We start from the raw sequence: 24063 nt of genomic DNA on the forward strand, positions 1-24063 counted from the left end.
TTAGAAGCAAGGCTACTGCGCCAGGGCACGTATTCATTAAAACCCGGCTGCCGACAGCACAAGCTGTTCAGCCCGCGCCTTACCGGCTTTCGCCCTGCCCTTAACGCGGCTCTGCCGGCGCCAACGGCAGCCGCTGTTTAAGCGCCATAACCAGCGCGACGTTAAGCAGCGCCAGCGCGCAAAGTATCCACAGCGTAGCGGAAGCGCCGAGCGTTTCAAACAGATAGCCGCCCGCTACCGGCGTCAGCGCCTGACCGATAAGCGCCGGACGCGCCATACGACCCACGACAACGGCGTACGCCTCCGGTTTGACCATCGCCAGCGGTAAAGTTCCCCGCACGATAGCGCGCAAACCATTCCCCGCGCCGTAGAGCACCATGCTGAGCAGCGCAAACTGCGGGAACAACGCCAGCGCCAGCAAACCGAGCGCCACCAGTCCCACCGAGAAAAATGCCGTCCAGATGGGATGGCCGCGCTTAAAAAGAATATCCACTACCCGCGATCCTACCTGGCAAGGCCCGAGTATGGCGCTGATCCCCAGCGCAGAGGCCAGCGTATAGCCGCTCGCCTGCAGCAGAGCGATCAGCTGTACTGAGATAGCCGTCATGATCACTGAGGCGAGCGTGAAAATAGCGCATAACAGCCAGAACAGCGACGGCGCAATATCACTCTGCTGCGCACGCGCGGCAGGCGCTCTCGGTTTCAGGGCCAGAGACTTATCTGGCAGCGCATAAAAATAGGCCGGCAACACCAGCAGCAGCATCATCGCGGCAATAGCGAAACAGGCGTCGCGCCAGCCAAGCAGATGAATAAGCAACGCGGTGCCGGGCCAGACCAGCGTGGTGCAAAACCCAGAGATAAGCGTAATGCTGGTAATGGCGCTGCGCGCCTGCCCGCCGTAGCGCGTGCCCAGCGTGGCAAACAGCGCATCGTAAAGCCCCATCGCCATACCCACGCCAATAATCGTCCAGGCGCCAAGAAACAGCGGCAGCGAGTGGCTTACTCCCATAATAACGAGCCCGGCCGCCATTACTGCCCCGCTCAGCGCCAGCAGCATGCGGCCGCCGGTACGCGCGATAATGCGTCCGCTGAGCGGCGCCAGCAGGCCGGAAACCAGAATACCGGTCGACAGCGCACCATAGACCCACTGCTGCGACCAACCGGTTTCAGCGACGATGGGGGCCGCCATCACGGCCATCAGGTAAAACGACCCGCCCCACGAAAGTATCTGCACCAGTCCCAGCACCACTACCGCCAGCACGCCGGGTTTATTCTGTTGATTCACATCCATCACCGTTTTGTACAGGTAGCGGCTTTTATAACATGTTATGACATAAGGAAAAAACCGAAACGGCGCTCTGCGGCCTGCTTTTCCTGTCAGGCTGGCAGACTGCACTGTTTTCATAATATACTCCATATGTATGTTGTAACTATTTAAGCAGATTGCGGGACAGGTGATCCTCTGCCACAGTAAGGTATGTTGTAACTATGGAGACAAATAATGCGTTACGACCTGATTTCGGACCTGCATGACTGCGCCAATAGCCTCGAACGTTCGCTGGCCGAGTTACGTGAGATGATCATGGCGCAGCCGCTCTTGATTGCGCGGGTGTTCTCGCTGCCGCCAGTCGAAAAAGGCCACGAACATGACGCGGTGACCGAAATCGCCGTTGAACAGCATCTGGGCGAAACCGCGCGCGAGATGGCGCTGGCGCACTTCTGTCGGCTCTTTATGCAGCATCAGTCCGAGAAGCTGAGCACCAAAGCCGCCGTCCGCCTGCCCGGCGCCATCTGCATCGAAGCGGAAGGCGAACGCGAAGCCGCCCTCTCCGCTCAAATCGCGCAGGTGAATCAATACAAGGCGCGGCTGGAGCAGATCATCACGGTGGAGTCCGGCCTGCCGAGCGAGGCGCGGTTTGAGTTCGTGCATCAGCATCTGCGCGGCCTGATTACGCTCAACGCCTATCGCGCCATTACCCTGCTGCAGGCGCCGGACAGCCTGCGATTCGGCTGGGCTAACAAGCACGTCATTAAAAACGTGAAGCGAGAAGAGATTATCGCGCAGCTGGAGAAAAGCCTGAGCGCTAACCGCGCGCAGGCGCCCTGGACGCGCGAACAGTGGGCGGAAAAAGTGCAGGATGAGCTGGAGAGCGTCCGCGCCCTGCCCGCCACCGCGCGGCTGAAGATAAAACGCCCGGTGAAAGTGCAGCCGATCGCGCGCGTCTGGCGCGCCGAGGAGAAAAAGCAGACCCAGCTCGCCTGCCCGTCGCCGATTATCGTGCTCTGCCGCGACCGCACTCAGGTGCCGGTGCTGGGAGAGTTGCTGAACTACAACGCGGATAACGTACAGCATCGCTATAAGCCAGCGGCGGAGCCGCTCAACCTGCTGATCCCGCGACTGCATCTGTGGGTTGACTGCCCGATATAACGCAACAAGGCCAGCAGCGCTGGCCTTGTTTGACTCTGCTGGTTACGACTTCATGCTGCCGACCATATCTTCCGGACGCACCCAGGCGTCAAACTCCTCTTCGGTAAGATAGCCCAGCTTCAGCGCCGAGCCTTTCAGCGTCAGCCCCTCTTTGTGCGCTTTTTTCGCGATTTCAGCCGCTTTGTCATAGCCGATATGGGTATTCAGCGCGGTTACCAGCATCAGCGACTCATTGAGCAGCTGCGAAATGCGGTCGCGGTTCGGCTCGATGCCAATAGCGCAATGATGGTTAAAGCTGTCCATACCGTCAGCCAGCAGACGCACCGACTGTAGGAAGTTGTGAATGACCATTGGACGGAAGACGTTCAGTTCAAAGTTGCCCGAGGCGCCGCCGATATTGATAGCCACGTCGTTGCCCATCACCTGACAGCAGAGCATCGTCATCGCTTCGCACTGGGTCGGGTTCACCTTGCCCGGCATAATGGAGCTGCCCGGCTCGTTCTCGGGAATAGAAAGCTCGCCGATGCCGCAGCGCGGCCCTGAGGCCAGCCAGCGCACGTCATTAGCGATCTTCATCAGCGAGGCCGCCAGCCCTTTCAGCGCGCCGTGTGCGTGCACCAGCGCATCGGTTGTTGCCAGCGCCTCAAACTTATTCGGCGCGGTGACGAACGGCTGCCCCGTCAGCTCGGCCAGCGCTTTCGCCACGCGCACCGCATATTCCGGATGGGTATTCAGGCCGGTACCCACAGCGGTGCCGCCCAGCGCCAGTTCCGCAACGTGAGGAATGCTCTGCTCAATATGTTTGAGGTTATGCTCCAGCATCGCCACCCAGCCGGAGATCTCCTGGCCCAGGGTCAGCGGCGTCGCATCCTGCAGGTGGGTACGGCCGATTTTGACGATATCTCTAAAGGCGCTGGATTTCTCGCTCAGCGTTTTTTTCAGCACTTCAATCTGCGGGATGAGCTTTTCGCGCAGCGCGATAACCGCCGCTACGTGCATCGCGGTCGGGAAGACGTCGTTAGAACTCTGGCTTTTGTTCACATCGTCATTGGGGTGCACCAGGCGCGACATGCCGCGCTCGCCGCCGAGGATTTCACTGGCGCGGTTGGCCAGCACCTCGTTCATATTCATATTGGTCTGGGTGCCGGAACCGGTTTGCCAGATAGCCAGCGGAAACTCGCCGCTGTGCTGATCGGCCAGCACTTCATCGGCGGCTTTGATAATCGCTTCGGCCCGATCGGCAGGCAGCAAGCCGAGATCGCGGTTCACGGTGGCGGCGGCGCGCTTGGTCTGCGCTAACGCATAGACCAGCTCGGTGGGCATTTTTTCTGTCGAGATACGGAAGTGTTCCAGCGAGCGCTGCGTTTGCGCGCCCCATAACTTGTCTGCGGGTACATCAATGGGCCCCATTGAATCTTTTTCAATGCGAGTGGCTGCCATGTCTACGTCTCCTTTAGCACAGGTTGTGGTGATTGTTCGTCCAGTGCGGCAAGCCTCCTGGACGCGCAGAATCCTTACATACAAGAATTTAACATTATGCGAGTCTGAGCCGCTGTTTGCACTTGATATGTATTCTCTGCGCCATTTTCTGCTTTAATAGGCGTCATAACTTCCCGTGATTAAAGGGTTAATCATGCAAAAAATGGTCAATTCGCTGCAAAATTACGCGTGGGGCAGTAGAACCGCCTTAACAGAACTCTATGGCATCCCTAATCCCACCGGCGCACCAATGGCGGAGCTGTGGATGGGCGCGCACCCTAAGAGCCCCTCGCAGGTTGAAGTTAAGGGCGAGCGCCGCTCGCTGCGCGAGGTGATCGACGCAGCGCCAGAGGCGACGCTGGGCTACGCGGTGGCGAAGCGCTTTGGCGAACTGCCTTTTCTGTTTAAGGTGCTGTGTGCCGATCAGCCGCTGTCGATTCAGGTGCATCCGAGCAAAAGCGCGGCTGAAGAGGGTTTCGCGCGCGAAAACGCCGCGGGGATCCCGCTCAACGCGGCGGAACGCAACTATAAAGACGCCAACCATAAGCCGGAGCTGGTCTATGCGCTGACGCCCTTTCAGGCGATGAACGGCTTTCGCGAGCTGACGGAAATCGCCTCGCTGCTGCAGCCGGTCGCGGGCGCGCATCCGCAAATTGCCCACTTTTTGCAGCATCCCGACAGCGAAAACCTGGCCACGCTCTTTACGACTCTGCTCTCGCTGCAGGGCGAGCCGAAGTCGCTGGCGCTGGACGTGCTGAAAGCCGCGCTCAACGCGCGCGAAGGCCAGCCGTGGGAAACCATCAAGGCGATCGCGGTGGATTATCCCGACGACAGCGGGCTGTTCTCTCCGCTGTTGCTGAATGTGGTTACGCTGCAGCCGGGCGAAGCGATGTTTCTTTATGCAGAGACGCCGCACGCCTATCTTAACGGCGTGGCGCTGGAGGTAATGGCCAACTCCGACAACGTGCTGCGCGCCGGTCTGACGCCAAAATATATTGATATTCCCGAGCTGCTCGCCAACGTTAAGTTTCAGTCAAAACCAGCCTCACAGCTGCTTACGCAGCCGCAGCTGCAGGATCGCGCCCTGAACTTTCCCATCCCGGTGGATGATTTCGCCTTTGCTATCCACACGCTGGACAGCGAACCGCAAACCCTCTCTCAGGAGAGCGCGGCGATCCTGTTTTGTATCGAAGGTCAGGCGACGCTGACGCTGGGCCAGCAGCAGCTGGTGCTGCAGCCAGGGGAGTCCTGCTTTATTCCCGCCAGCGACGGCGCGCTGAAAGCCACAGGAAGCGGCCGTCTGGCGCGTGTTTTTAACGCATTGCGCTGATTCGGCTGACGAAACTGGCCCTAACTGCTATTATTTCAATCTATTAGCGAAAAACGCCTGCGGGCGTTTTTCTTCCCTCGCCGGACGTCGGAGAGCGGCGTAAGCGGATACAAGGATAAGGACGACTCAGCAATGAAAAAGACCAACGTTGCCGTAGGTGTGATTATCGCCCTGGGCGTAATCTGGACCGGCGCGGCATGGTTTACCGGTAAGCAGCTGGAAAGCCATATGGATGAACTGGTGCAGAACGCCAATACGCAGCTTAACGCTTATGCGCCCAACAGCCGACTCAAGCTCAGCTATCAGGATTATCAGCGCGGCGTTTTCAGCAGCAAAGCGAAGCTGGTGTTGCAGGCCAGTTCGCAGACTGAAGATAACGCCTTCCTGAAACCGGGCCAGAGCATCGTCTTTAACGAAACCATCGATCACGGTCCCTTCCCGTTCGCGCAGCTGCGTCGCTTTACGCTGATCCCGAGCATGGCGTCGGTGCATACCGAGCTGGAAAATACCGATGCGCTGAAAAACCTTTTCGCCCTGACCGACAATAAATCGCCAGCCAATGCGGACACCCGCATCGGCTACAGCGGCGCGACCGATACCGCGCTGCACTTTTTGCCGGTTAATTACCAGAACGCCCAGACTGGCCAGCGCGTGGCGACCAACGGCGGCACGCTGAACGTCAGCGCAGACAGCAAAGGCGATAAAGTCTCTCTGGACAGCGATATCGACAGCATCGCCATTACCAGTAAAAACGAGATGGGTCTGCCGGTGCTCTTCACCGCCAACGGCGTCCGCGTAAGCGGCAATACCCATCTGACGCCGGAAGGCGTGCGCATCGGCGATCAGAAAGTCGAGCTGGATAAATTTAATGCCAGCGCGAACGGCAAAGATGTGCTGACGCTGCAAAAACTCAACGGCACTTCATCGTTCGATAACAAAGCGGGCAAAATCAGCGGTAACATCGATTATCAGGTCGATAACGTACACCTGCAGAGCAATGATTTCGGCGCAGCGAAGCTGAGCATGAAGCTGGCGCAGTTTGATGCCCAGGCGGTGAAAACCTTTTCCGATAACTACCATGCCCAGATGCAGGATCTGCTGAATCAGCCCGGCCTTGCCAGCGATCCGATTCGCTATCAGGCAGGCGTTAACACCATTCTGATGAACAATCTGCCGACACTGCTGAAAGGCGCGCCGATGGTGAGCATCGCGCCGCTGAGCTGGAAAAATGATAAAGGTGAAAGCACCTTTAACCTGACCGCCAACTTTAACGATCCCGCTACCGTCACCGGCCAGCCGCAAAGCCTGGCAGGCATGGTGGATCGCGTGCTGAAGGGGTTAACCGCCAAACTGGTTATCAATATGCCGATGGCGACAGAAGTGATGCGCAACGTCGGCCTGGCCGAAGGTTACCCTGGCGACGACGCGCAGAAGCTGGCGGATCAGCAGGTGAAAGGCCTGGCGGCGATGGGTCAGATGTTCCGTCTGACCCAGCAGCAGGACAACAATATCGTTACCAGCCTGCAGTACAACGGCGGCCAGGTAAATATGAACGGCGATACGATGACGCTGGAGCAGTTTATGTCGCGCTATATGCTCGGCCTGCCAACCAGTGAAGGCATGCCGCAGTAAGCGGCAGCCTGACAAAAGCGACCTGCGGGTCGCTTTTTTTATCTCCTTTCGCTGGTAATAAGGCTCGGCGTCAGGATCATATGCTGACTGGCCGTCTCCGGCGCGCTGAGACGCAGCAGAATACGCGCCGCCGCAGCCCGTCCCATCTCACGCGCCGGGCTGCAGATAAAGGTCAGCGGCGGATCGCTCAGGTTCGCCTGCGGCTCATCGCTAAATCCAACCAGCGCCATCTGCTGCGCGTAATAGCTGTCAACCGCGCCCTTGCCCAGCGTACGGCCGCTGCGCAGCAGGGCAAAGTAACTGCCCAGCGCGGTTGCGCCATTAGCGGCGATAATGGCCGTCAGGCGCGGATAGCGCTGCAGGAGTTGCGTGGTCGCCTCAGCCGCCGCATTCTGGCTCTCTTCGCATTCGATAATCCATTCCGGCTTAAAGGGTAAACCGTACTGCAGCAATGTGGCGCAGTAGCCGCCGATGCGCTCGGCGCGCGTCAGCGACGCGCCGCTGCCGCCCAGCCAGGCGATATGCTGATGCCCCTGGCGGATCAGATACTCCGTCGCCATGCGAGCGCCCAGCGCATTGTCAGGCCGCAGGCTGTCCGTCCCCTCCAGATAGCTGGCGCGCGACGCGCAGATTAACGGCAGCTCCAGCTCTGCGGCACGCGCCGCCAGCGCCGCGCCATTGCCCGCATCGCCGCCCAGCACTACTCCATCCACCCCCTGCGCCACCAGCGCATCAAAGCAGCGCGTCAGATACTTTCCCTGCGCGCCGCTCTGGGCCAGCACCAGCATCTTATCCTGCGTCTCCAGCGCCTCGCTGAGGCCCGCGGTCATTTCAGCGTAAAACCGCTGACTGAGATCCCGCACGATCAAACCGATCACGCCGCTGGCGCCGCCGCGCAGCGAGGCCGCCGAACGGTTGCGCACGTAGCCTGACTGTTCGATCGCCTGATTAACCCGCGCCACCGTGGCGGGAGAGATGCGCCCCTTGCCGGAGAGCACCAGAGAAACGGTGGTAACGGAGACGCCAGCCGCTTCAGCGACGTCGTTAATGGTGACTTTTTGCTGCGTCATGATGCTCGCCTGCGAAACACTATCTAATCGCCTTATCATATAGGTAAAACGTTAAACCTGACGAATAAAGTTAGCTGACACTGCCACGCTCACATTGTGACGGCCCGCTCATAAAGGGTTGGTAAAACGTTTTATCATCATTTTACCTTAATACCCGTCCGCTTTCTTTCCAGGAGAAAATATGTCTGCTCCGCTTCCTCGCCTGTCGCTCTGGGAGTTTTTTCAGAGCCTGGGCAAAACCTTTATGCTGCCTGTCGCCCTGCTCTCCTTTTGCGGCATTCTGCTCGGCATCGGCAGCTCCCTCAGCAGCCGCGACGTGCTGACGTTAATCCCGCTGCTGGACCAGCCGCTGCTGCAGCATCTGTTTGTCTGGATGGCGACAACCGGCGCATTCGCCTTTCGCTTTCTGCCGGTGATGTTCGCTATTGCCATCCCGCTCGGCATGGTACGTGAAAATAAAGGCGTCGCCGCCTTTGCCGGTTTTGTTGGCTATACGGTGATGAACCTCAGCACCAACTTCTGGCTCACGATTAAAGGCATTTTGCCCACCAGCGATGCCGCGCTGCTGAAAGCGAACAATATCCAGTCAGTTCTCGGCATTCAGGCGATCGATACCGGCATTCTTGGCGCGGTAATTGTCGGCGTCGTGGTGTTCTGGCTGCACGAGCGCTTCCATAACGTGCGGCTGCCGGACGCGCTGGCATTTTTCGGCGGCACGCGGTTCGTGCCCATCATCACACTGCTGGTGACGGGGCTGCTTGGCCTTGTGGTGCCGCTGATCTGGCCTTTTTTCGCGCGCGGCATTGCCGGACTTGGCTGGATGATTAACGGTGCGGGTGACTTTGGCCCGATGCTGTTCGGCACCGGCGAGCGCCTGCTGCTGCCGTTTGGTTTGCAGCATATTCTGGTGGCGATTATTCGCTTTACCGATGCGGGCGGCACAATGGAGGTGTGCGGCAAGAGCGTCAGCGGCGCGCTGACAATTTTCCAGGCGCAGCTCGCCTGCCCGGAAGTGCATGGCTTCTCGGAAAGCGCCACCCGCTTTCTCTCGCAGGGAAAAATGCCCGCGTTTCTTGGTGGCCTGCCCGGCGCGGCGTTAGCCATTTATCACTGCGCGAGGCCAGAGAATCGTCACAAGATCAAAGGACTGTTGATTTCGGGCGTGGTGGCCTGCGTGGTTGGCGGCACGACCGAACCGATCGAATTTCTGTTTCTGTTTGTCGCCCCGGCGCTCTACCTGCTGCACGCCCTGCTGACCGGGCTCGGCTTTACGCTTATGGCGGTGCTGGGCGTCACCATCGGCAACACGGACGGCAATATTATTGATTTTGTTGTGTTCGGCATCCTTCATGGCCTTGCAACGAAGTGGTACTGGGTGCCGGTCGCCGCCGCGATCTGGTTTGCAGGTTATTACCTGCTGTTTCGCTTCGCCATTATCCGCTTCAATATCGCCACGCCGGGACGTGAAAGAGAGAGCGGCCTGGAGCAGCAGGTCAGCCGCGCGGGCATTGGTAAATCTGGCTACAACGCGCCAGCCATCCTCGACGCGCTGGGCGGCGTGGAGAACATTACCTCGCTGGATAACTGCCTGACCCGTCTGCGTCTGCGCATCGTCGATATGGCGAAGGTCAATGATGCCGCGCTGAAGGCCAACGGCGCCATCGGCGTGGTGCATCTCAGTCCTGTTACGCTACAGGTGGTTATCGGGCCGCAGGTGCAGTCCGTTAAGGAAGAGCTGGCGCAGCTGATGAATGTGACGGTGTAACGAATATGAGTGAATCTTTTGATTTTGACGAAGTTATCGACCGGCGCGGTAGCTACTGCACGCAGTGGGATTTTGTCGCGGACCGCTTCGGCGAGCCGGATCTGCTGCCCTTTACCATCTCGGATATGGATTTTGCCGTTGCGCCCGCTATTCGCGCGGCGCTGCAGCAGCGGCTCGATCACGGCGTCTTCGGCTACAGCCGCTGGCAGCATACAGACTTTCTGTCGGCGGTTTGCCACTGGATGCAGACGCGTTTCCACACGACGCCAGATGAGCGATCAGTGGTATACGGCCCTTCGGTGATTTATATGGTGGCGCAAGCGATGCGCCGCTGGACGGTGCCGGGCGACGAAGTACTTATCCACACCCCTGCCTATGATGCTTTTTATACTTTGTTGACTCAGAGTCAACGGCAGATTCTTGCCCAGCCGCTGCTGCGTGATGCGCAAGGCTGGCGCTGTGATATGCAGGCGCTGGAGAGGCAGCTCGCCCGCCCAGGATGCAAGCTGATGCTGCTGTGTAGTCCGCATAATCCCACCGGCAAAGTCTGGACGCGGGAGGAGCTGACGCAGATGGCCGCGCTGTGCGAACGTTATCAGGTACGCGTCATCAGCGATGAAATCCATATGGATATGGTGTGGGGCGACCTTGTGCATTTGCCCTGGAGCGAAGTTGCGCGCAGCGACTGGGCGCTTTTTACCTCCGCATCGAAAAGTTTCAATATCCCTGCGCTGACAGGCGCATGGGGGATCATTAGCGATCAACAGGATCGAGAGGCTTTTATGCAGCAGATAAAAGCAGATGGCCTCTCCTCACCTGCGGTACTTGCCGTGGTGGCGCATATCGCCGCCTATCGCGAAGGCGCGCCCTGGCTCGACGCGCTGCGCGCCTGTTTGCAGGCGAATCTGCAGCACGTGGCCCAGCGGCTTAATGCAGCCTTTCCTGTGCTCAACTGGCAGCCGCCGCAGGCGACTTACCTGGCGTGGCTCGATCTTAATCCGCTTGGGGTCGACGAGGCGGCGCTGCAGCAGCAGCTTATTCAGCAACAGAAAGTGGCGATGATGCCCGGCTCGACCTATGGAGAAGCAAGCCGGGGCTTTTTGCGCCTGAACGCTGGCTGTCCGCGCAGCAAGCTGGACGAGGGTCTCAGCCGCCTGATTGCGGCGCTACAGGCGCTCGGCGCATAAAACCGGGCGGCTTCTTAGCCGCCCTTTCGCTTAATATCGCAGCAGACGCGGTGCAGGTTGCGCAAATGACTCGCTATGTTGCGCAAGATGTTTCTATAATGGTCTGCACTTTTATCCCTGTCAGAGAGTGCAGCATGTTCGATCCCAGCCTTCCCGTTACCGATATCCATCGCCATCTTGACGGCAATATCCGCGCGCAGACCATTCTGGATTTAGGCCGCCAGTTTAACCTTGCCCTGCCCGCCACCACGCTGGAATCGCTGCGTCCGCACGTTCAGGTGGTTGAAAATCAGCCCGATCTGGTGAGCTTTCTTAATAAGCTCGACTGGGGCGTGAAGGTGCTGGGCGATCTTGATGCCTGCCGCCGCGTGGCGCTGGAGAATGTTGAAGATGCGGCGCGCGCCGGCATTCACTACGCCGAACTGCGTTTTTCGCCGGGCTATATGGCGATGAACCATAACCTGCCGGTGGCGGGCGTGGTAGAAGCGGTAATCGACGGGATCAAGGCGGGATGTCAGAAATATAACGTCGATGTGCGCCTGATTGGCATTATGAGCCGCACCTTCGGTGACGAAGCCTGCCTGCGCGAGCTGGAAGGCTTACTGGCGCACCGCGATCATATCACCGCCGTCGATCTGGCGGGCGATGAGCTGGGCTTTCCCGGCAGCGAGTTCCTCAGCCACTTTACGCAGGCGCGCGACGCCGGTTTCCGCGTAACGGTGCATGCGGGTGAAGCGGCTGGCCCGGAAAGCATCTGGCAGGCGATCCGCGAGCTGGGCGCCGAGCGTATCGGCCATGGCGTAAAAGCAATTGAAGACCGCGCGCTGATGGATTTTCTTGCCGAGCATCGTATCGGCATTGAATCCTGCCTCACGTCCAATATCCAGACCAGCACCGTTTCGTCGCTGGCGCACCATCCGCTGAAACAGTTCCTGGAACACGGCATTCTGGCGACGCTGAACACCGACGATCCGGCGGTTCAGGGGATTGAGCTGGCGCATGAATATCAGCACGCCGCCCCAGCCGCCGGGCTGAGCGCCGCGCAGATCCGCCAGGCGCAGGAGAACGGCCTGACCATCGCCTTCCTGAGCGACGCGGAGAAAACCGCTATTCGCAATAAAGTGAAGGCGTAATAAAGGCCGCGGGATGCGGCCTCAGGCGGCTGATGAACGTAAAACGCGGGTGATAAGGACCGAAGAGCAAAGCGTCCCGCGCAAGGGAATGCGCGGGCCGAGCCGCCAGGGATGGCGCTTTTTGCGTCTTTGCAATCGGGCCTTGTCACCCGCGTCAGCACCCTGCTGACAGAGAGAGGCCCACGGCAGCCTTATGAATAAAAAGGTCGGCGCGTAGCCGACCTTTTTTGTTACTTCAGCGACAGCGTCTGTCGCTTCTCAGCCGACTGTAGCCCCAGCTCAATCAGCTCCATTACCTGGATCGCCTCTTCCGCCGTGACCGGGTTGTTGCCGCGTCCGCTAATGGCGTCGCGCACCGCCGCATAATAAGCAGGATAGTTGCCCGGCTGCGTCATCAGCGTCTCTTCTGTGACGCCGTCACCTTCCGCCAGCGTCAGCACGCCGTCGCGCATATCGTAGCCCCACTCTTCGCCCGGCGGGAAATCGCCCGCTTTCAGCCGATCTTCCTGCGGGTCCAGACCATATTTCACGTAGCTACCGCGCGTGCCGTGTACCACATAACGCGGCGACTCGGCAGCCACCAGCATACTGGCGTGCAGCACCACGCGGCGTTGCGGATAGGTAAGCGTGGCGTGAAAATAGTCGGTGGTCTGCGCGCCCGGACGCATCTCCGCCATATCGACATTAATGGCGACCGGCGCGCCAAACAGCTGCAGCGCCTGATCGAGCAGATGCGGTCCCAGATCGTACCAGATGCCGCTGCCAGCGCCTTTCATCTCGCGCCAGCGCTGACGCACTTCCGGACGGAAACGGTCGAAATGCGATTCAAAATAGCGCACCTCGCCCAGCGTGCCATCCTTCAACAGCTGCTTAAGGGTCAGGAAATCGCTGTCCCAGCGACGGTTATGGAAAACGGAAAGCAGCAGACCTTTGGCCTTCGCCAGCGCTTCCAGCTCACGCGCCTGTGACAACGTCACGGTAAAGGGCTTATCCACCACGACGTGCTTACCGGCATTCAGCGCGGCCTTAGCCAGCGGAAAGTGGGTATCGTTAGGCGTGGGGATAACGATCAGCTGCAGCGTAGGATCGTCCAGCAGCGCCTGCGGTTCAGCCACCACCTTCACCTGCGGCCAGTCGGCGTGCACTTTCGCTTCGTCGCTACTGGAGACAGCGGCCAGCTCGACGTCCGGCGTGCCCGCAATCAGCGGCGCGTGAAACGTCTTACTGGCAAAGCCGTACCCTATCAATCCAACACGAAGTTTGTCGCTCATTATCACTCCTCTTATTCGCATACCCGACTGATTTAAGACCATAGCGTCGGTTAGAACAAGCAGGATTCCCCCGAAAAATCAGGAGATAGCACTCTGCGCCATCGGCCAGGGGGTTTCAGCGAGCAAGGTATCCTGCGCATCCTGGTTGCGCCGACGAAAGTCGCTGGGGCTGACGCCGACGCGTTTGCGGAACACGCGCGAAAAATAGAGCTGGTCGTCGTAACCCACTTCCCGCCCGACGCTGGCGATAGGCTCCTGCGTGGTTTGCAGCAGCAACTTGGCGCGGATCACGCGCTGGTCTTCGCGCCAGCGCAGCAGATTAACGCCCATCTGCTCGCGGAACAGGTGCGCCAGGCGCGACGGCGAAAGGCAAACGTGGCGCGCTACCTCTTCGATTTTCACTTCGCTGGCCAGATGGTTGGTGACGTACTGGCAGGCTTCGATAATGCGCGGATCGCGCACCTGCTGATGACTGCGCGGATCCTCTTCCACCGCGCGCAGCAGCAGACGCTCCAGCAGGTTCATCGCCAGCTCTTCGGCGAAGCGGCGACCTGAATTATGGGTTTGCTCAATGCTGGCGAACAGGCGATCAAATTCGGCGCGCAGCGTCTCGTTGAGATGCAGCCGCCCTACGCCTTCGCGCGCGTCCTGCCACTGCAGCCAGTCGTTCCAGTAGGCGCGAGGACGAAAGTAGACCCAGCGGTGATGCCATTCGGGACTGTCCGGCGCACGCCCGTAGTAGTGCGGGGTTTTCGGCTGGAACAGCAGCATATCGCCCGGCAGACAGTCAAAGCCGTTCTCGCCGTCGAAAACGCGACCTTTGCCTTTAATGGTGAGGTTAAGAATAAAACCTTTCATACCGTGGGGACGGTCAATAAAGAAGTCGAGCGGGCCATCGGCCGCGATAGGCGTCAGCCCGGCGACCAGCCAGGCGTTAAAAGGATAACCGGGCAACAGAGGATTTTGCTGCGCCGCTGTGGATTCACGGTGGTACATAACGCCCTCACTCAGTCATGGTTAATCAGTGCGCGGCGCCAGGCGCCGCGTCTTTTTGCCGTCAGGCTTTATGCTTTTGTTTATAGCGGTCGAAAATCACCGCCGCTAACAGTATCAGACCACGCACCACATACTGTGAGAATGGCGAGATATTCAGTAAATTCATTGCATTTTCAACGGTGCCGAGGATCAACACGCCAGCCACTACATAAGAGATTTTGCCGATGCCGCCCTTCAGCGAGACGCCGCCCAGCACGCAGGCGGAGATCACCACAAGTTCATAGCCCAGCGAGGTCATCGGCTGGCCGCTGGTCATACGCGAGGCGAGAATAATGCCCGCCGCAGCCGACACTAGCCCGGAGAGAATAAAGATGATGATGCGGGTGCGCACCACCGGCACGCCCGCCAGACGCGCCGCCTCTTCATTGCCGCCGATCGCCAGCGTGTTGCGGCCAAAGGTGGTTTTGTTCAGCAGGAAGCCGAAAATCAGCATGGTCGCAATGGTGAGCCAGATAGGCGCAGGCACGCCGAGCCAGTTGGCGAAGCCAAGGGTAAAAAAGCGCTCATCCTCAATGCCGACCGCTTTACCGTCGGAGAAGATATAGGCCAGGCCGCGCACGATCTGCATGGTCGCCAGCGTGGTGATCAGCGCGTTGATTTTCAGGCGCGCAATCACAAAGCCGTTGATAAAGCCGGTGGCAACACCGATCAGCAGGCCGGCGAACACGCCGATCCACAGGCTTTCAGTCATATTGATCACCACCGCGGTGACCACGCCAGCGCAGGCGATTACCGACGCGACCGAGAGGTCAAAATCGCCGGAGGCGAGGCAAAACAGCATGCCGCACGCCACCATGCCCGACATCGACATCGCCAGACCCAGACCTTTCATATTGATAAAGGAGCCGAAGTTCGGCACGAATACGGCGCAGGCGACGAACAGCAGCGCGAACACCACCAGCATGCCGAAGTTATCCCAGATACGCCCAAAGCGCATGCCGCTGCGCTGCTGAACCGGCGGCGTACCTGAAGTTGTGGATGAAGACATAATATTTTCCTCTGTCAGGCCACAGCGGCCGCTTGGGTGGTTTTAGGCATCGCCAGGCTCAGCGTCTGCTGCTCCGTGGCGTCGTCATGCAGCAGTTCGCCAGCGATGGCGCCTTCGCGCATCACGACGATGCGGTCGGCAAGGCCCATGACTTCTGGCAGGTCGCTGGAGGCGAACAGCACCGCGATGCCTTTGCTCGCCAGCTGATAGATCAGGTTGTAGATCTCATGTTTCGCGCCGACGTCGATGCCGCGCGTCGGTTCATCCAGCAGGATCACCTTCATCTCTTCCGACAGCCAGCGGCCCAGAATCGCCTTTTGCTGGTTGCCGCCGGAAAGATTCATAATCAGCTGCCCGGCATGGGGCGTTTTAATATTGAGCGAGCGAATATGGCTGTCGGCGTTGCTCGCCTCCCACTGGTTTTTTATCAGGCAGCCGGCGGTCAGGTTGTGGCGCCGCGCGCTGATATTGATATTGTCGCGCACCGAGTGCACCGGAATAATCCCTTCCGCTTTACGATCTTCCGGGCAGAGCATAATGCCGGCGCGAATCGCGTCGATAGGCTCGCGCAGCTTCACCACTTCGCCGTCCAGCAGGATGCGTCCGCCGCGCAGTCGGGTCGCGCCGAACACCCCTTTCATCAGCTCGCTGCGTCCGGCGCCCACCAGCCCAAACAGGCCGACGATTTCACCGGCGCGCACCTCGAGTGAAATGGGTTCGCGTACCCCCTTCGCCTCCACCTTCTCTAGCACCAGGCGCACCGGCCCGTGTGGACGCGGCGTATAGCCATAAATATCGCCGAGGTTGCGTCCCACCATCGCCTGCACCAGATCGTCATGATGGGTATTGGGCATATCGGTAAAGGTGCGAACGTAGCGGCCATCTTTAAACACGGTAATGGCGTCGCTCAGCGCGAAAATCTCCTCCATGCGGTGCGACACGTAGAGCACCACGCGCCCTTCCGCGCGCAGCTGGCGGATAACGCGGAACAGGTTGTCGATCTCGCGCGCTGAGAGCGAGCTGGTCGGCTCGTCAAAGGCGATAATGCGCGCGTTGCGCGCCAGCGCCTTGGCGATCTCCACCATCTGCCACTGGCCGAGCGAGAGATATTTCAGCGGCATATCGGGATCGATATCCATGCCGAGGTTTTTCAGCTGCAGGCCCGCTTCGTAGCGCAGCAGCTTGCGGTTTACCAGGCCGCGCTTGTGCGGGATCTGGCCGAGATAGATGTTCTCCGCCACGCTCATTTCCGGCACCAGATGCAGCTCCTGGTAGATGATGGCGACGCCCGCATCCAGCGCGTCGCTGGTATGCTGAAAACTGACCGGCTCGCCTTTAATGCGGATTTCGCCGCCGCTGGGCTGATAGCTGCCGCTGAGAATTTTCAGCAGCGTGGATTTGCCCGCGCCGTTCTCGCCCATCAGGGCGTGCACTTCGCCGCCGCGACATTCGAACGAGATATCCTGCAGCGCTTTAACGCCGGGAAAAGTCTTGCTGATGCCATGAAACGACAGAAAGGTTGGCTCGCTATTCATGGTAACTCCTCTGGGTTTACCGTTAAGGTGCCGCCGCAGGCGCGGCGACACGGTACGCGGGTTTACATCAACCCTTTCTTCGCCAGTTCGGTTTTAAAGTTGTCGCGGGTAATCAGCACTACGTCGGTGACTTCGGTGAATTTCGGCGGCTCAGCACCTTTGCTCACCCATTCGTAGAGCATCTGGCTGCTCTTGTAGCCATGCACGTCCGGGCTGGGCAGCAGCGAGCCGTAGAAGCCGGTCGCTTTGTCTTTCGACAGTTCGCTTATCGCATCGACGCCGTTGATGCCGATACCGATCACGTCGGCCGCCTTAAAGCCCTGGCCTTCGGTGGCGCGCACGCCGCCCAGTACGGTGTTGTCGTTCATGCCGACGATAAGCCAGTGTTTCACTTCCGGATGCTGCACCAGCAGCGAGTTGCCTGCGTCAAACGCGCCGGGAATATCGTTGGATTTGGTAGGAACCTGATAGATCTGCGCCGCCGGGAATCCGGCTGCTTTCAGCGCCTCCATCGAACCGCCGGTGCGGCGGCGCGCGGTGTCCAGCTCGTTGGCGGTAATCGCCATCACGCCGGTCTCTTTGGCGTTCCAGCCGCGCTTCTGCATCTCTTTATACAGCTCTTGTCCCTGACGCTCGCCGATTTTGGTCGCGGCCATCATCACCAGCGGCACGCTGTCCATCGGTTTGCCTTTGGCGTTAACGAACTGATCGTCGACGGCGATCACCTTCAGATCGTAACCGCGCGCCTTGGCGACGATAGCGGAACCGAGCTTGGGATCGGGGGTGCAGATCACGAAGCCTTTCGCGCCGCTGGCGGCGAGGCTGTCGATGGCGTTAAGGGTTTTCTCGCCGTCGGGAATGGCGATTTTAATCACTTCAAAGCCTAAATCCTTCCCGGCTTTGTCCGCGAATTTCCATTCGGTCTGGAACCAGGGTTCTTCAGGCTGCTTGACCAGAAATCCCAGCTTCATGGTCTCGGCGATAGCGGAATGTGACATAACCGCTGCCAGGCCGATGGCCGCGAACGCTTTAGTGAATTTATGCATGATGCTCTCCGGCGCTAGGGTATTTTTCACTGCTGTTAACGAATCGGTGTAAACGCTACCAGTCAATTTTCTTTTTTGGGTACGGATGAAAATCAGCGCGTTAGGCGGACGATTGAGTAAAGCCTGCACAAACGCAGGGCTAGTTGTAGCGGGAAAGCCGATGAAAAATGTAGAGCGGTATCACACCCTGAAATCACGACAAAATTTTCCATATATTCAGCAATTTTAACCGAGAGGTAACTTTTGTCGGCGATCACAAAATCGCTGCTCATGGCAGAAAAGTGCATATTCTCAGCGATCGGTGAATAACGTTTCCTGCGCCGCCGCCACAGGATGTAGAGACGATTATTCATAACAGGAGATTTCCGATGCGTGCTGGAGCCATCACTCTGGGTCTCGATTTTGGCAGTGATTCGGTACGTGCGCTGGCGGTGGACTGCGACAGCGGCAGCGAGCTGAAAACCGCCGTAGTGAACTATTCGCGCTGGCAACGGGGCATGTACAGCGATCCTCATGCCAACCGCTTTCGTCACCATCCGCTGGACTATATAGAGGCGATGGAGCAGGCGCTGCTGGGCGTGCTTGAGGCGCTGACGCCGGCTCAACGTGACAGCGTCACGGGAATTGGCGTCGATACCACCGGCTCGACGCCTGCCCCCATTGACCGCGACGGCAACGTGCTGGCGCTGCGTCCCGACTTTTCTGATAACCCCAACGCGATGTTTGTGCTGTGGAAAGATCACACCGCTATCGAAGAAGCGGAAGCGATTAATCAGCTGTGCCGCAGCGGACGCTTTACCGACTACAGCCGCTATATCGGCGGCATCTACTCCTCTGAATGGTTCTGGGCAAAAATCCTGCACGTTTCGCGCGCCGACGCCGCCGTTCGCGACGCCGCCGTCTCCTGGGTTGAGCTGTGCGACTGGGTGCCGGCGCTGCTGAGCGGCACTACCGCGCCCGCCACTCTGCGCCGCAGCCGCTGCGCCGCCGGTCATAAGGCGCTGTGGCATCCCGACTGGCAGGGCCTGCCCGATCCCGACTTCCTGAATGCGCTCGACCCGCTGCTGACGCAGCAGCTCGACTCGCCGCTGTTCAGCGACACCTGGACCGCCGATATCCCGGTCGGTACGCTCAGCGCCGAATGGGCGCAGCGGCTCGGCCTGCAGCAGAGCGTGACTATTGCTGGCGGCGCGTTCGACTGCCATATGGGCGCGGTCGGCGCTGGCGCACAGCCCTATACGCTGGTGAAAGTGATCGGCACTTCAACCTGCGACATCCTGATCGCTGACGCGCAGCGAGTTGGCGATCGTGCCATTAAAGGCATCTGCGGTCAGGTAGACGGCAGCGTCATGCCGGGCGCTATCGGCTGTGAAGCGGGTCAGTCGGCGTTCGGCGATATTTACGCCTGGTTCAGCCGCCTGCTCGGCTGGCCGCTGCAGCAGGCGGCGGCGCAACATCCTGAACTTCAGCCGCAGCTGGCTGAGCTGCAGCGCAACCTGATCCGCCAGCTGACCGAGGCCTGGGCCGCCGATCCGCAGCTGGATCATCTGCCGGTGGTGCTCGACTGGTTCAACGGCAGACGTACCCCCAACGCCAACCAGCGCCTGAAAGGGGTTATCACCGACCTTAACCTCGGCACCGACGCGCCCGCCCTGTTCGGCGGCCTGATCGCCGCGACCGCCTTCGGCGCGCGCGCCATAATGGAGTGCTTTGAACAGCAGCAGATCCCGGTAGAGAACATCCTGACGCTGGGCGGCATCGCGCGCAAATCACCTGCCATCATGCAGGCGTGCTGCGACGTAATGAACCGCCCGCTGGATATCATCGCCTCGGATGAGTGCTGCGCGCTGGGCGCGGCGATTTTCGCCGCGGTCGCCGCAGGCGTTTACGCCACGGTACCCGAGGCGCAGAAAGCGATGGCCAGTCCGGTCGCCGTCACGCTACAGCCCGACGCCGCGCGAGTTGCGCGCTATCAGCAGCTTTATGAACGTTATCAACTCTGGTGCGCGGCGGCTGAGCCGCAGTATGCGTCGCGCCCCGCCAACGCTAATTAAGGAGTGGTTTTATGGATCAGTACAACGCGCACAGCGTATGGTTTGTGATCGGCACGCAGCATCTTTACGGCCCGGAAACCCTGCGTCAGGTCGAAGCGCACGCGCGCCAGGTGGTGGAAGGACTGAACGCCTCCTCCGCCTTGCCGTTAAAGCTTATCGTCAAGCCGCTGGTGAAGTCGCCGGATGAGGCGCTGGCACTCTGCCGCAATGCCAGCCACGACGACAGCTGCGTCGGTATCATCACCTGGCTGCACACCTTCTCGCCCGCCAAAATGTGGATCGGCGGGCTGAGCGTGCTGAACAAGCCGCTGCTGCAGTTCCATACCCAGTTCAACGCGGAGATCCCGTGGGACAGCATGGATATGGACTTTATGAACCTGAACCAGACCGCACACGGCGGCCGCGAATTCGGCTTTATCGGCGCGCGCATGGGCCTGCAGCACAGCGTGGTGACCGGCCACTGGCAGGACCCGGCCAGCCAGCAGCGTATCGGTAACTGGATGCGCGCCGCATTCGCGAAGCAGAGCAGCCAGCAGCTGAAAGTGGCGCGCTTCGGCGACAATATGCGTGAAGTGGCAGTTACCGAAGGGGATAAAGTAGCCGCGCAGATCCAGTTCGGCTATGCGGTCAACGGCTGGGGCGTCGGCGATCTGGTCGAGGTGATCAATCAGGTCAGCGACGGCGAGGTCAACGCCCTGATCGATGAGTATGAAAGCCTCTATCGCTTCAGCGACGTGGCGGCCAGCGGCGGCGAAAAGCGCCAGAACGTGCTGGACGCGGCGCGGATCGAGATCGGCATCAAGCGCTTCCTTGACGACGAGGGTTGCAAAGCCTTTACCACCAACTTCCAGACGCTGCACGGCATGACGCAGCTTCCCGGCCTGGCGGTACAGCGTCTGATGGGCCAGGGCTACGGCTTCGCCGGCGAAGGCGACTGGAAAACCGCCGCGCTGCTGCGCATTTTCAAAGTTCTTGCGGGCGACCGTCCCGGCGGCACCTCGTTTATGGAGGATTACACCTATCACTTCTCGCCCGGCAATGACCTGGTGTTAGGCTCGCATATGCTGGAAGTGTGCCCCTCTATCGCTAAAGAAGAGAAGCCGCTGATCGACGTACAGTTCCTCGGCATCGGCGGCAAAGCCGATCCGGCGCGCCTGATCTTCTCCACGCCAGCCGGACGCGCGGTTAACGCCAGCGTCATCGATATGGGCGACCGTTTCCGCCTGCTGGTAAACGTGGTGGATGCGATTGAGCAGCCGAAACCGCTGCCGAAGCTGCCGGTGGCGCGTGCGCTGTGGCGCGCCCAGCCGTCGCTGGCTACCGCATCGGAAGCCTGGATTCTGGCGGGCGGCGCGCACCATACGGTGTTCAGTCAGGCGCTGACGCTGGATGATATGTACCTCTACGGCGAGATGAACGATATCGAAGTGCTGGTGATTGACGAGCATACGCGGCTGCCGGCGTTTAAAGACGCGCTGCGCTGGAATGAAGTTTATTACCGTTCAAAACGTTAAGTTGTTATTAGAAAAAATCAGCGCCGACTTTAAAAGTCGGCGCTGTTGTTTACGAAAGACCGAACTGCCCATCTCCCTCCTTGATTAACCTCTGTGCGGTTTGTTTAAAACAGCAATGCAATAGCCAATGCGTGCAAGGGTTCTGCCCCAAGAGCAACGCGTCCGAGCCAGGGACAAAAACGGCGGGAGCGTTTTTGAACAACGTATAGCGCTGGCCCGCTTCAGTACGTTCTCACCGCCACAAAAAAAGCCGCCCGCAGGCGGCTTAATTAACAACAAACCCTCAGGTCGCTATTCGCTTCACCGGCGCATTTTTCTGCCGGTCCCACATCACCGTCAGCAGACGCTGCAGCGCGATAAAGGCGAACAGTAAAATCCCAATGGCGATCTTGGTCCACCAGGAACTCAGCGTGCCGTCAAAGTTAATCCAGGTCTGGATCAGACCCTGAATCAACACCCCGAACAGCGTGCCGAGCACCGTACCGACGCCGCCGGAAAGCAGCGTGCCGCCAATCACCACTGAGGCGATAGCGTCCAGCTCGACGCCCAGTCCCGCCAGCGCATAGCCCGCCGAGGTATAAATGGAAAAAACGATACCCGCTAGCGTCGCCAGCGTTGTCGACAGTATATAAATGCGGATGGTGGTGGCGCGCGTGGAGATCCCCATCAGCTGCGCTGAGGTCACGTTGCCACCTATGGCGTAGACCTGATTGCCGAACCGCGTACGGTGGGCAAGCAAAATCCCGCCCGCCACCACCAGCAGCATAATCAGCGCCAGCAAACTCAGGCGACCGCCGCCCGGCACTTTCCACGCCAGGCTGGAAAGCGTGGCATAGAGCGGATGATCGATAGGAATCGAGTTCTCCGATACCAGATAGCTGCAGCCGCGCAGGAAAAACATGCCCGCAAGCGTAATAATAAAGGCCGGGATCTTCAGCGCGTCGATCAGCCAGCCCATCACCGCGCCGAACAGCGCGCCCGCCGCCAGAATAATGGCGAACGCCAGCAGCGGATGGATATGCAGATCGCCAATGGCGCGCGCCAGAAACACGCCGGTGAAAGCGATCACCGCGCCCACCGACAGATCGATGCCGCCAGAGAGGATCACAAAAGTCATGCCGACGGCGATAATGCCGAGAAAAGCGTTATCAGTCAGAATATTGCAGATTACGCGCGTTGAGGCGAAGCCGGGAAACTGGCTCAGACAGAAAAGATAGCCAGCGACAAACACCAGCAGCGTAATCATCAGAGGAAGATGACGTTTAATCATTGGGAGCCTCTCCGTTTCAGCATCGCCAGAAAGCGCGGCGACTGCAGCAGCAGTACGCACATGACGACCACCGCTTTCACCACCTGATTAAGCTCCGGCGGGAAACCCGACAGCAAAATGCCGGTATTCATCGCCTGAATAATCAGCGCGCCGATCAGCGACAGCACCAGGTTAAAACGGCCGCCCATCAGCGACGCGCCGCCAATTACCACCGCAAGGATCGCGTCCAGCTCCAGCCATAAACCGGCGTTATTGGCGTCTGCGCCGCGAATATCGGCGGTCACGATCAGGCCAGCTATCGCTGCGCAGAGTCCGCTAATTACATAGGTAGACATCACCACCAGCCAGCCGTTTACGCCCGCATTGCGCGCCGCGCGCAGGTTAATCCCTACCGCCTCGATAAACAGCCCGAGCGCGGTCTTGCGCGTCAGCAGCCAGACCAGTAGCGCCGCCGCCAGCGTAATCCATACCGGCACCGGCAGCAGCCACAATGAACCGCTGCCCAGCCATCCCAGCGTTGCGCTGTCAAAGGTGACGATCTGCCCCTGGGTAATCAGCTGCGCGATGCCGCGCCCCGCCACCATCAGAATCAGCGTGGCGACAAAGGGCTGAATGCGCAGCAGCGCCACCAGCACGCCGTTCCATAACCCGCACAGCAGACCTGCGCCCAGCGTGGAAAAAATCACCGTTGTCAGGCTGTGACCCGCAACGGTTAAGGTCGCGGCGGTCGCGCCCGCAATCGCCATCACCGCGCCCACGGAGAGATCGATGCCGCCGGTGGCGATCACCAGCGTCATGCCGATCGCCAGTAGCGCGACCGGCGCGGCGCGGTTAAGGATATCAATGGGGCTGCCGAACAGGCGGCCATCCTGCAGATGCACAGCGAAAAAGTTATTCGCTACCAGGCTATCCACCAGCAGCACCAGAATCAGCGCGGCGACCTGCGGCAGCCCCGGCGGCAGACGGAATTTACGGCGTTCTGGCTTTGTCATATGGGATTCAAGCATGTTGTGCCCCTCCATCCGCGATAGCATTAACAATCGACGCCACCGACAGTTGCTCAAGCGGGATCTCCGCCACCTGTTTCAGGTCGCGCATAATCACCACGCGATCGGCATAACCCACCAGCTCCTCCAGCTCAGAGGAGATCACCAGCAGCGCCAGACCATCGGCGCAGAGGGATTCGATCAGGCGAATAATCTCGGCGTGCGCGCCAACGTCGATGCCTCGCGTCGGCTCGTCAAGGATCAGAAACTGCGGTCTGGTCACCAGCCAGCGCGACAGCAGCACCTTCTGCTGGTTGCC

Annotated in this window: 19 protein-coding genes and 1 pseudogene; 8 read left to right on the forward strand and 12 right to left on the reverse strand. The window is 59.5% G+C overall.

Annotated features, from left to right (window positions below):
* Positions 1-100: 100 nt before the first annotated feature.
* Entirely contained in the window at positions 101-1285 is a 1185-nt protein-coding gene (locus tag B3797_RS06035) for an MFS transporter (RefSeq protein ID WP_414693036.1), read from the reverse strand.
* A 213-nt stretch (positions 1286-1498) separates the two neighbouring features.
* Here B3797_RS06035 and tus point away from each other — a divergent pair, with 213 nt between their 5' ends.
* Positions 1499-2428, forward strand: a complete 930-nt coding sequence (gene tus / locus B3797_RS06040; protein ID WP_311790645.1) for a DNA replication terminus site-binding protein — start codon at positions 1499-1501, stop codon at positions 2426-2428.
* A gap of 42 nt (positions 2429-2470) precedes the next feature.
* Here tus and fumC read toward each other — a convergent pair whose 3' ends face one another.
* A complete protein-coding gene (gene fumC / locus B3797_RS06045) occupies positions 2471-3868 on the reverse strand; it encodes a class II fumarate hydratase (RefSeq protein WP_311781491.1) in 1398 nt (465 codons plus the stop codon).
* A gap of 193 nt (positions 3869-4061) precedes the next feature.
* On the opposite strand from fumC, the gene manA reads away from it, so the two are divergent.
* A complete protein-coding gene (manA, locus tag B3797_RS06050; RefSeq protein ID WP_311790634.1) occupies positions 4062-5237 on the forward strand; it encodes a mannose-6-phosphate isomerase in 1176 nt (391 codons plus the stop codon).
* A 132-nt stretch (positions 5238-5369) separates the two neighbouring features.
* Positions 5370-6869 carry a YdgA family protein gene (locus tag B3797_RS06055; RefSeq protein ID WP_311790635.1) on the forward strand — a complete coding sequence of 500 codons (1500 nt, stop codon included), beginning with the start codon at positions 5370-5372 and terminating at the stop codon, positions 6867-6869.
* A 38-nt stretch (positions 6870-6907) separates the two neighbouring features.
* On the opposite strand, the gene malI is transcribed toward B3797_RS06055, so the two are convergent.
* The gene (gene malI, locus B3797_RS06060; protein WP_311790636.1) at positions 6908-7939 is read right to left on the reverse strand and encodes a Mal regulon transcriptional regulator MalI; all 1032 of its coding nucleotides are present in this window, start codon (positions 7937-7939) and stop codon (positions 6908-6910) included.
* Positions 7940-8120: 181 nt separating this feature from the next.
* Between malI and malX the strand changes: the two genes are divergently transcribed.
* From malX to add, 3 genes are all read left to right on the forward strand, one after another.
* Positions 8121-9704 (forward strand): maltose/glucose-specific PTS transporter subunit IIBC, encoded by a 1584-nt coding sequence (gene malX / locus B3797_RS06065; protein ID WP_271151999.1) that lies wholly within the window; start codon positions 8121-8123, stop codon positions 9702-9704.
* A gap of 5 nt (positions 9705-9709) precedes the next feature.
* Positions 9710-10891 (forward strand): MalY/PatB family protein, encoded by a 1182-nt coding sequence (locus B3797_RS06070; protein WP_311790637.1) that lies wholly within the window; start codon positions 9710-9712, stop codon positions 10889-10891.
* Positions 10892-11025: 134 nt separating this feature from the next.
* Positions 11026-12024, forward strand: coding sequence for an adenosine deaminase (gene add / locus B3797_RS06075; protein ID WP_311781496.1), 999 nt, complete (start codon positions 11026-11028; stop codon positions 12022-12024).
* A 230-nt stretch (positions 12025-12254) separates the two neighbouring features.
* On the opposite strand, the gene B3797_RS06080 is transcribed toward add, so the two are convergent.
* The 6 genes from B3797_RS06080 to B3797_RS06105 form a co-directional block, all read right to left on the reverse strand.
* Positions 12255-13295, reverse strand: a complete 1041-nt coding sequence (locus tag B3797_RS06080) for an oxidoreductase (RefSeq protein ID WP_311790638.1) — start codon at positions 13293-13295, stop codon at positions 12255-12257.
* Between the two features lie 78 nt (positions 13296-13373).
* A complete protein-coding gene (gene araC / locus B3797_RS06085; protein ID WP_120452490.1) occupies positions 13374-14291 on the reverse strand; it encodes an arabinose operon transcriptional regulator AraC in 918 nt (305 codons plus the stop codon).
* 61 nt (positions 14292-14352) lie between these two features.
* Positions 14353-15339 carry an L-arabinose ABC transporter permease AraH gene (gene araH, locus B3797_RS06090; protein ID WP_103795668.1) on the reverse strand — a complete coding sequence of 329 codons (987 nt, stop codon included), beginning with the start codon at positions 15337-15339 and terminating at the stop codon, positions 14353-14355.
* A gap of 14 nt (positions 15340-15353) precedes the next feature.
* Positions 15354-16874, reverse strand: a complete 1521-nt coding sequence (araG, locus tag B3797_RS06095) for an L-arabinose ABC transporter ATP-binding protein AraG (RefSeq protein ID WP_311781498.1) — start codon at positions 16872-16874, stop codon at positions 15354-15356.
* A 62-nt stretch (positions 16875-16936) separates the two neighbouring features.
* Positions 16937-17920 (reverse strand): arabinose ABC transporter substrate-binding protein, encoded by a 984-nt coding sequence (locus tag B3797_RS06100; RefSeq protein ID WP_311781499.1) that lies wholly within the window; start codon positions 17918-17920, stop codon positions 16937-16939.
* 92 nt (positions 17921-18012) lie between these two features.
* Positions 18013-18273 (reverse strand): hypothetical protein, encoded by a 261-nt coding sequence (locus B3797_RS06105; protein ID WP_311790639.1) that lies wholly within the window; start codon positions 18271-18273, stop codon positions 18013-18015.
* A gap of 15 nt (positions 18274-18288) precedes the next feature.
* On the opposite strand from B3797_RS06105, the gene B3797_RS06110 reads away from it, so the two are divergent.
* Positions 18289-19974, forward strand: coding sequence for a ribulokinase (locus B3797_RS06110; RefSeq protein WP_311790640.1), 1686 nt, complete (start codon positions 18289-18291; stop codon positions 19972-19974).
* Between the two features lie 11 nt (positions 19975-19985).
* A complete protein-coding gene (gene araA, locus B3797_RS06115; protein WP_311790641.1) occupies positions 19986-21488 on the forward strand; it encodes an L-arabinose isomerase in 1503 nt (500 codons plus the stop codon).
* 283 nt (positions 21489-21771) lie between these two features.
* Here the strand turns inward: araA and yjfF are convergent, their stop codons facing one another.
* The 3 genes and pseudogenes from yjfF to B3797_RS06130 all read right to left on the reverse strand — a co-directional run.
* The gene (gene yjfF / locus B3797_RS06120; protein ID WP_311790642.1) at positions 21772-22758 is read right to left on the reverse strand and encodes a galactofuranose ABC transporter, permease protein YjfF; all 987 of its coding nucleotides are present in this window, start codon (positions 22756-22758) and stop codon (positions 21772-21774) included.
* Complete coding sequence (gene ytfT / locus B3797_RS06125; protein ID WP_311790643.1) at positions 22755-23765, reverse strand: galactofuranose ABC transporter, ATP-binding protein YtfT; 1011 nt, start codon at positions 23763-23765, stop codon at positions 22755-22757. Before ytfT ends, yjfF begins: the two co-directional genes overlap by 4 nt.
* A pseudogene (locus tag B3797_RS06130) lies at positions 23758-24063 on the reverse strand (sugar ABC transporter ATP-binding protein); the annotation flags it as partial. The pseudogene B3797_RS06130 and the gene ytfT, both read right to left, overlap by 8 nt.

Origin of the sequence: Pantoea sp. UBA5923, assembly GCF_002431095.1 — a bacterium.
GTDB classification, from domain to species: domain Bacteria; phylum Pseudomonadota; class Gammaproteobacteria; order Enterobacterales; family Enterobacteriaceae; genus Pantoea; species Pantoea piersonii.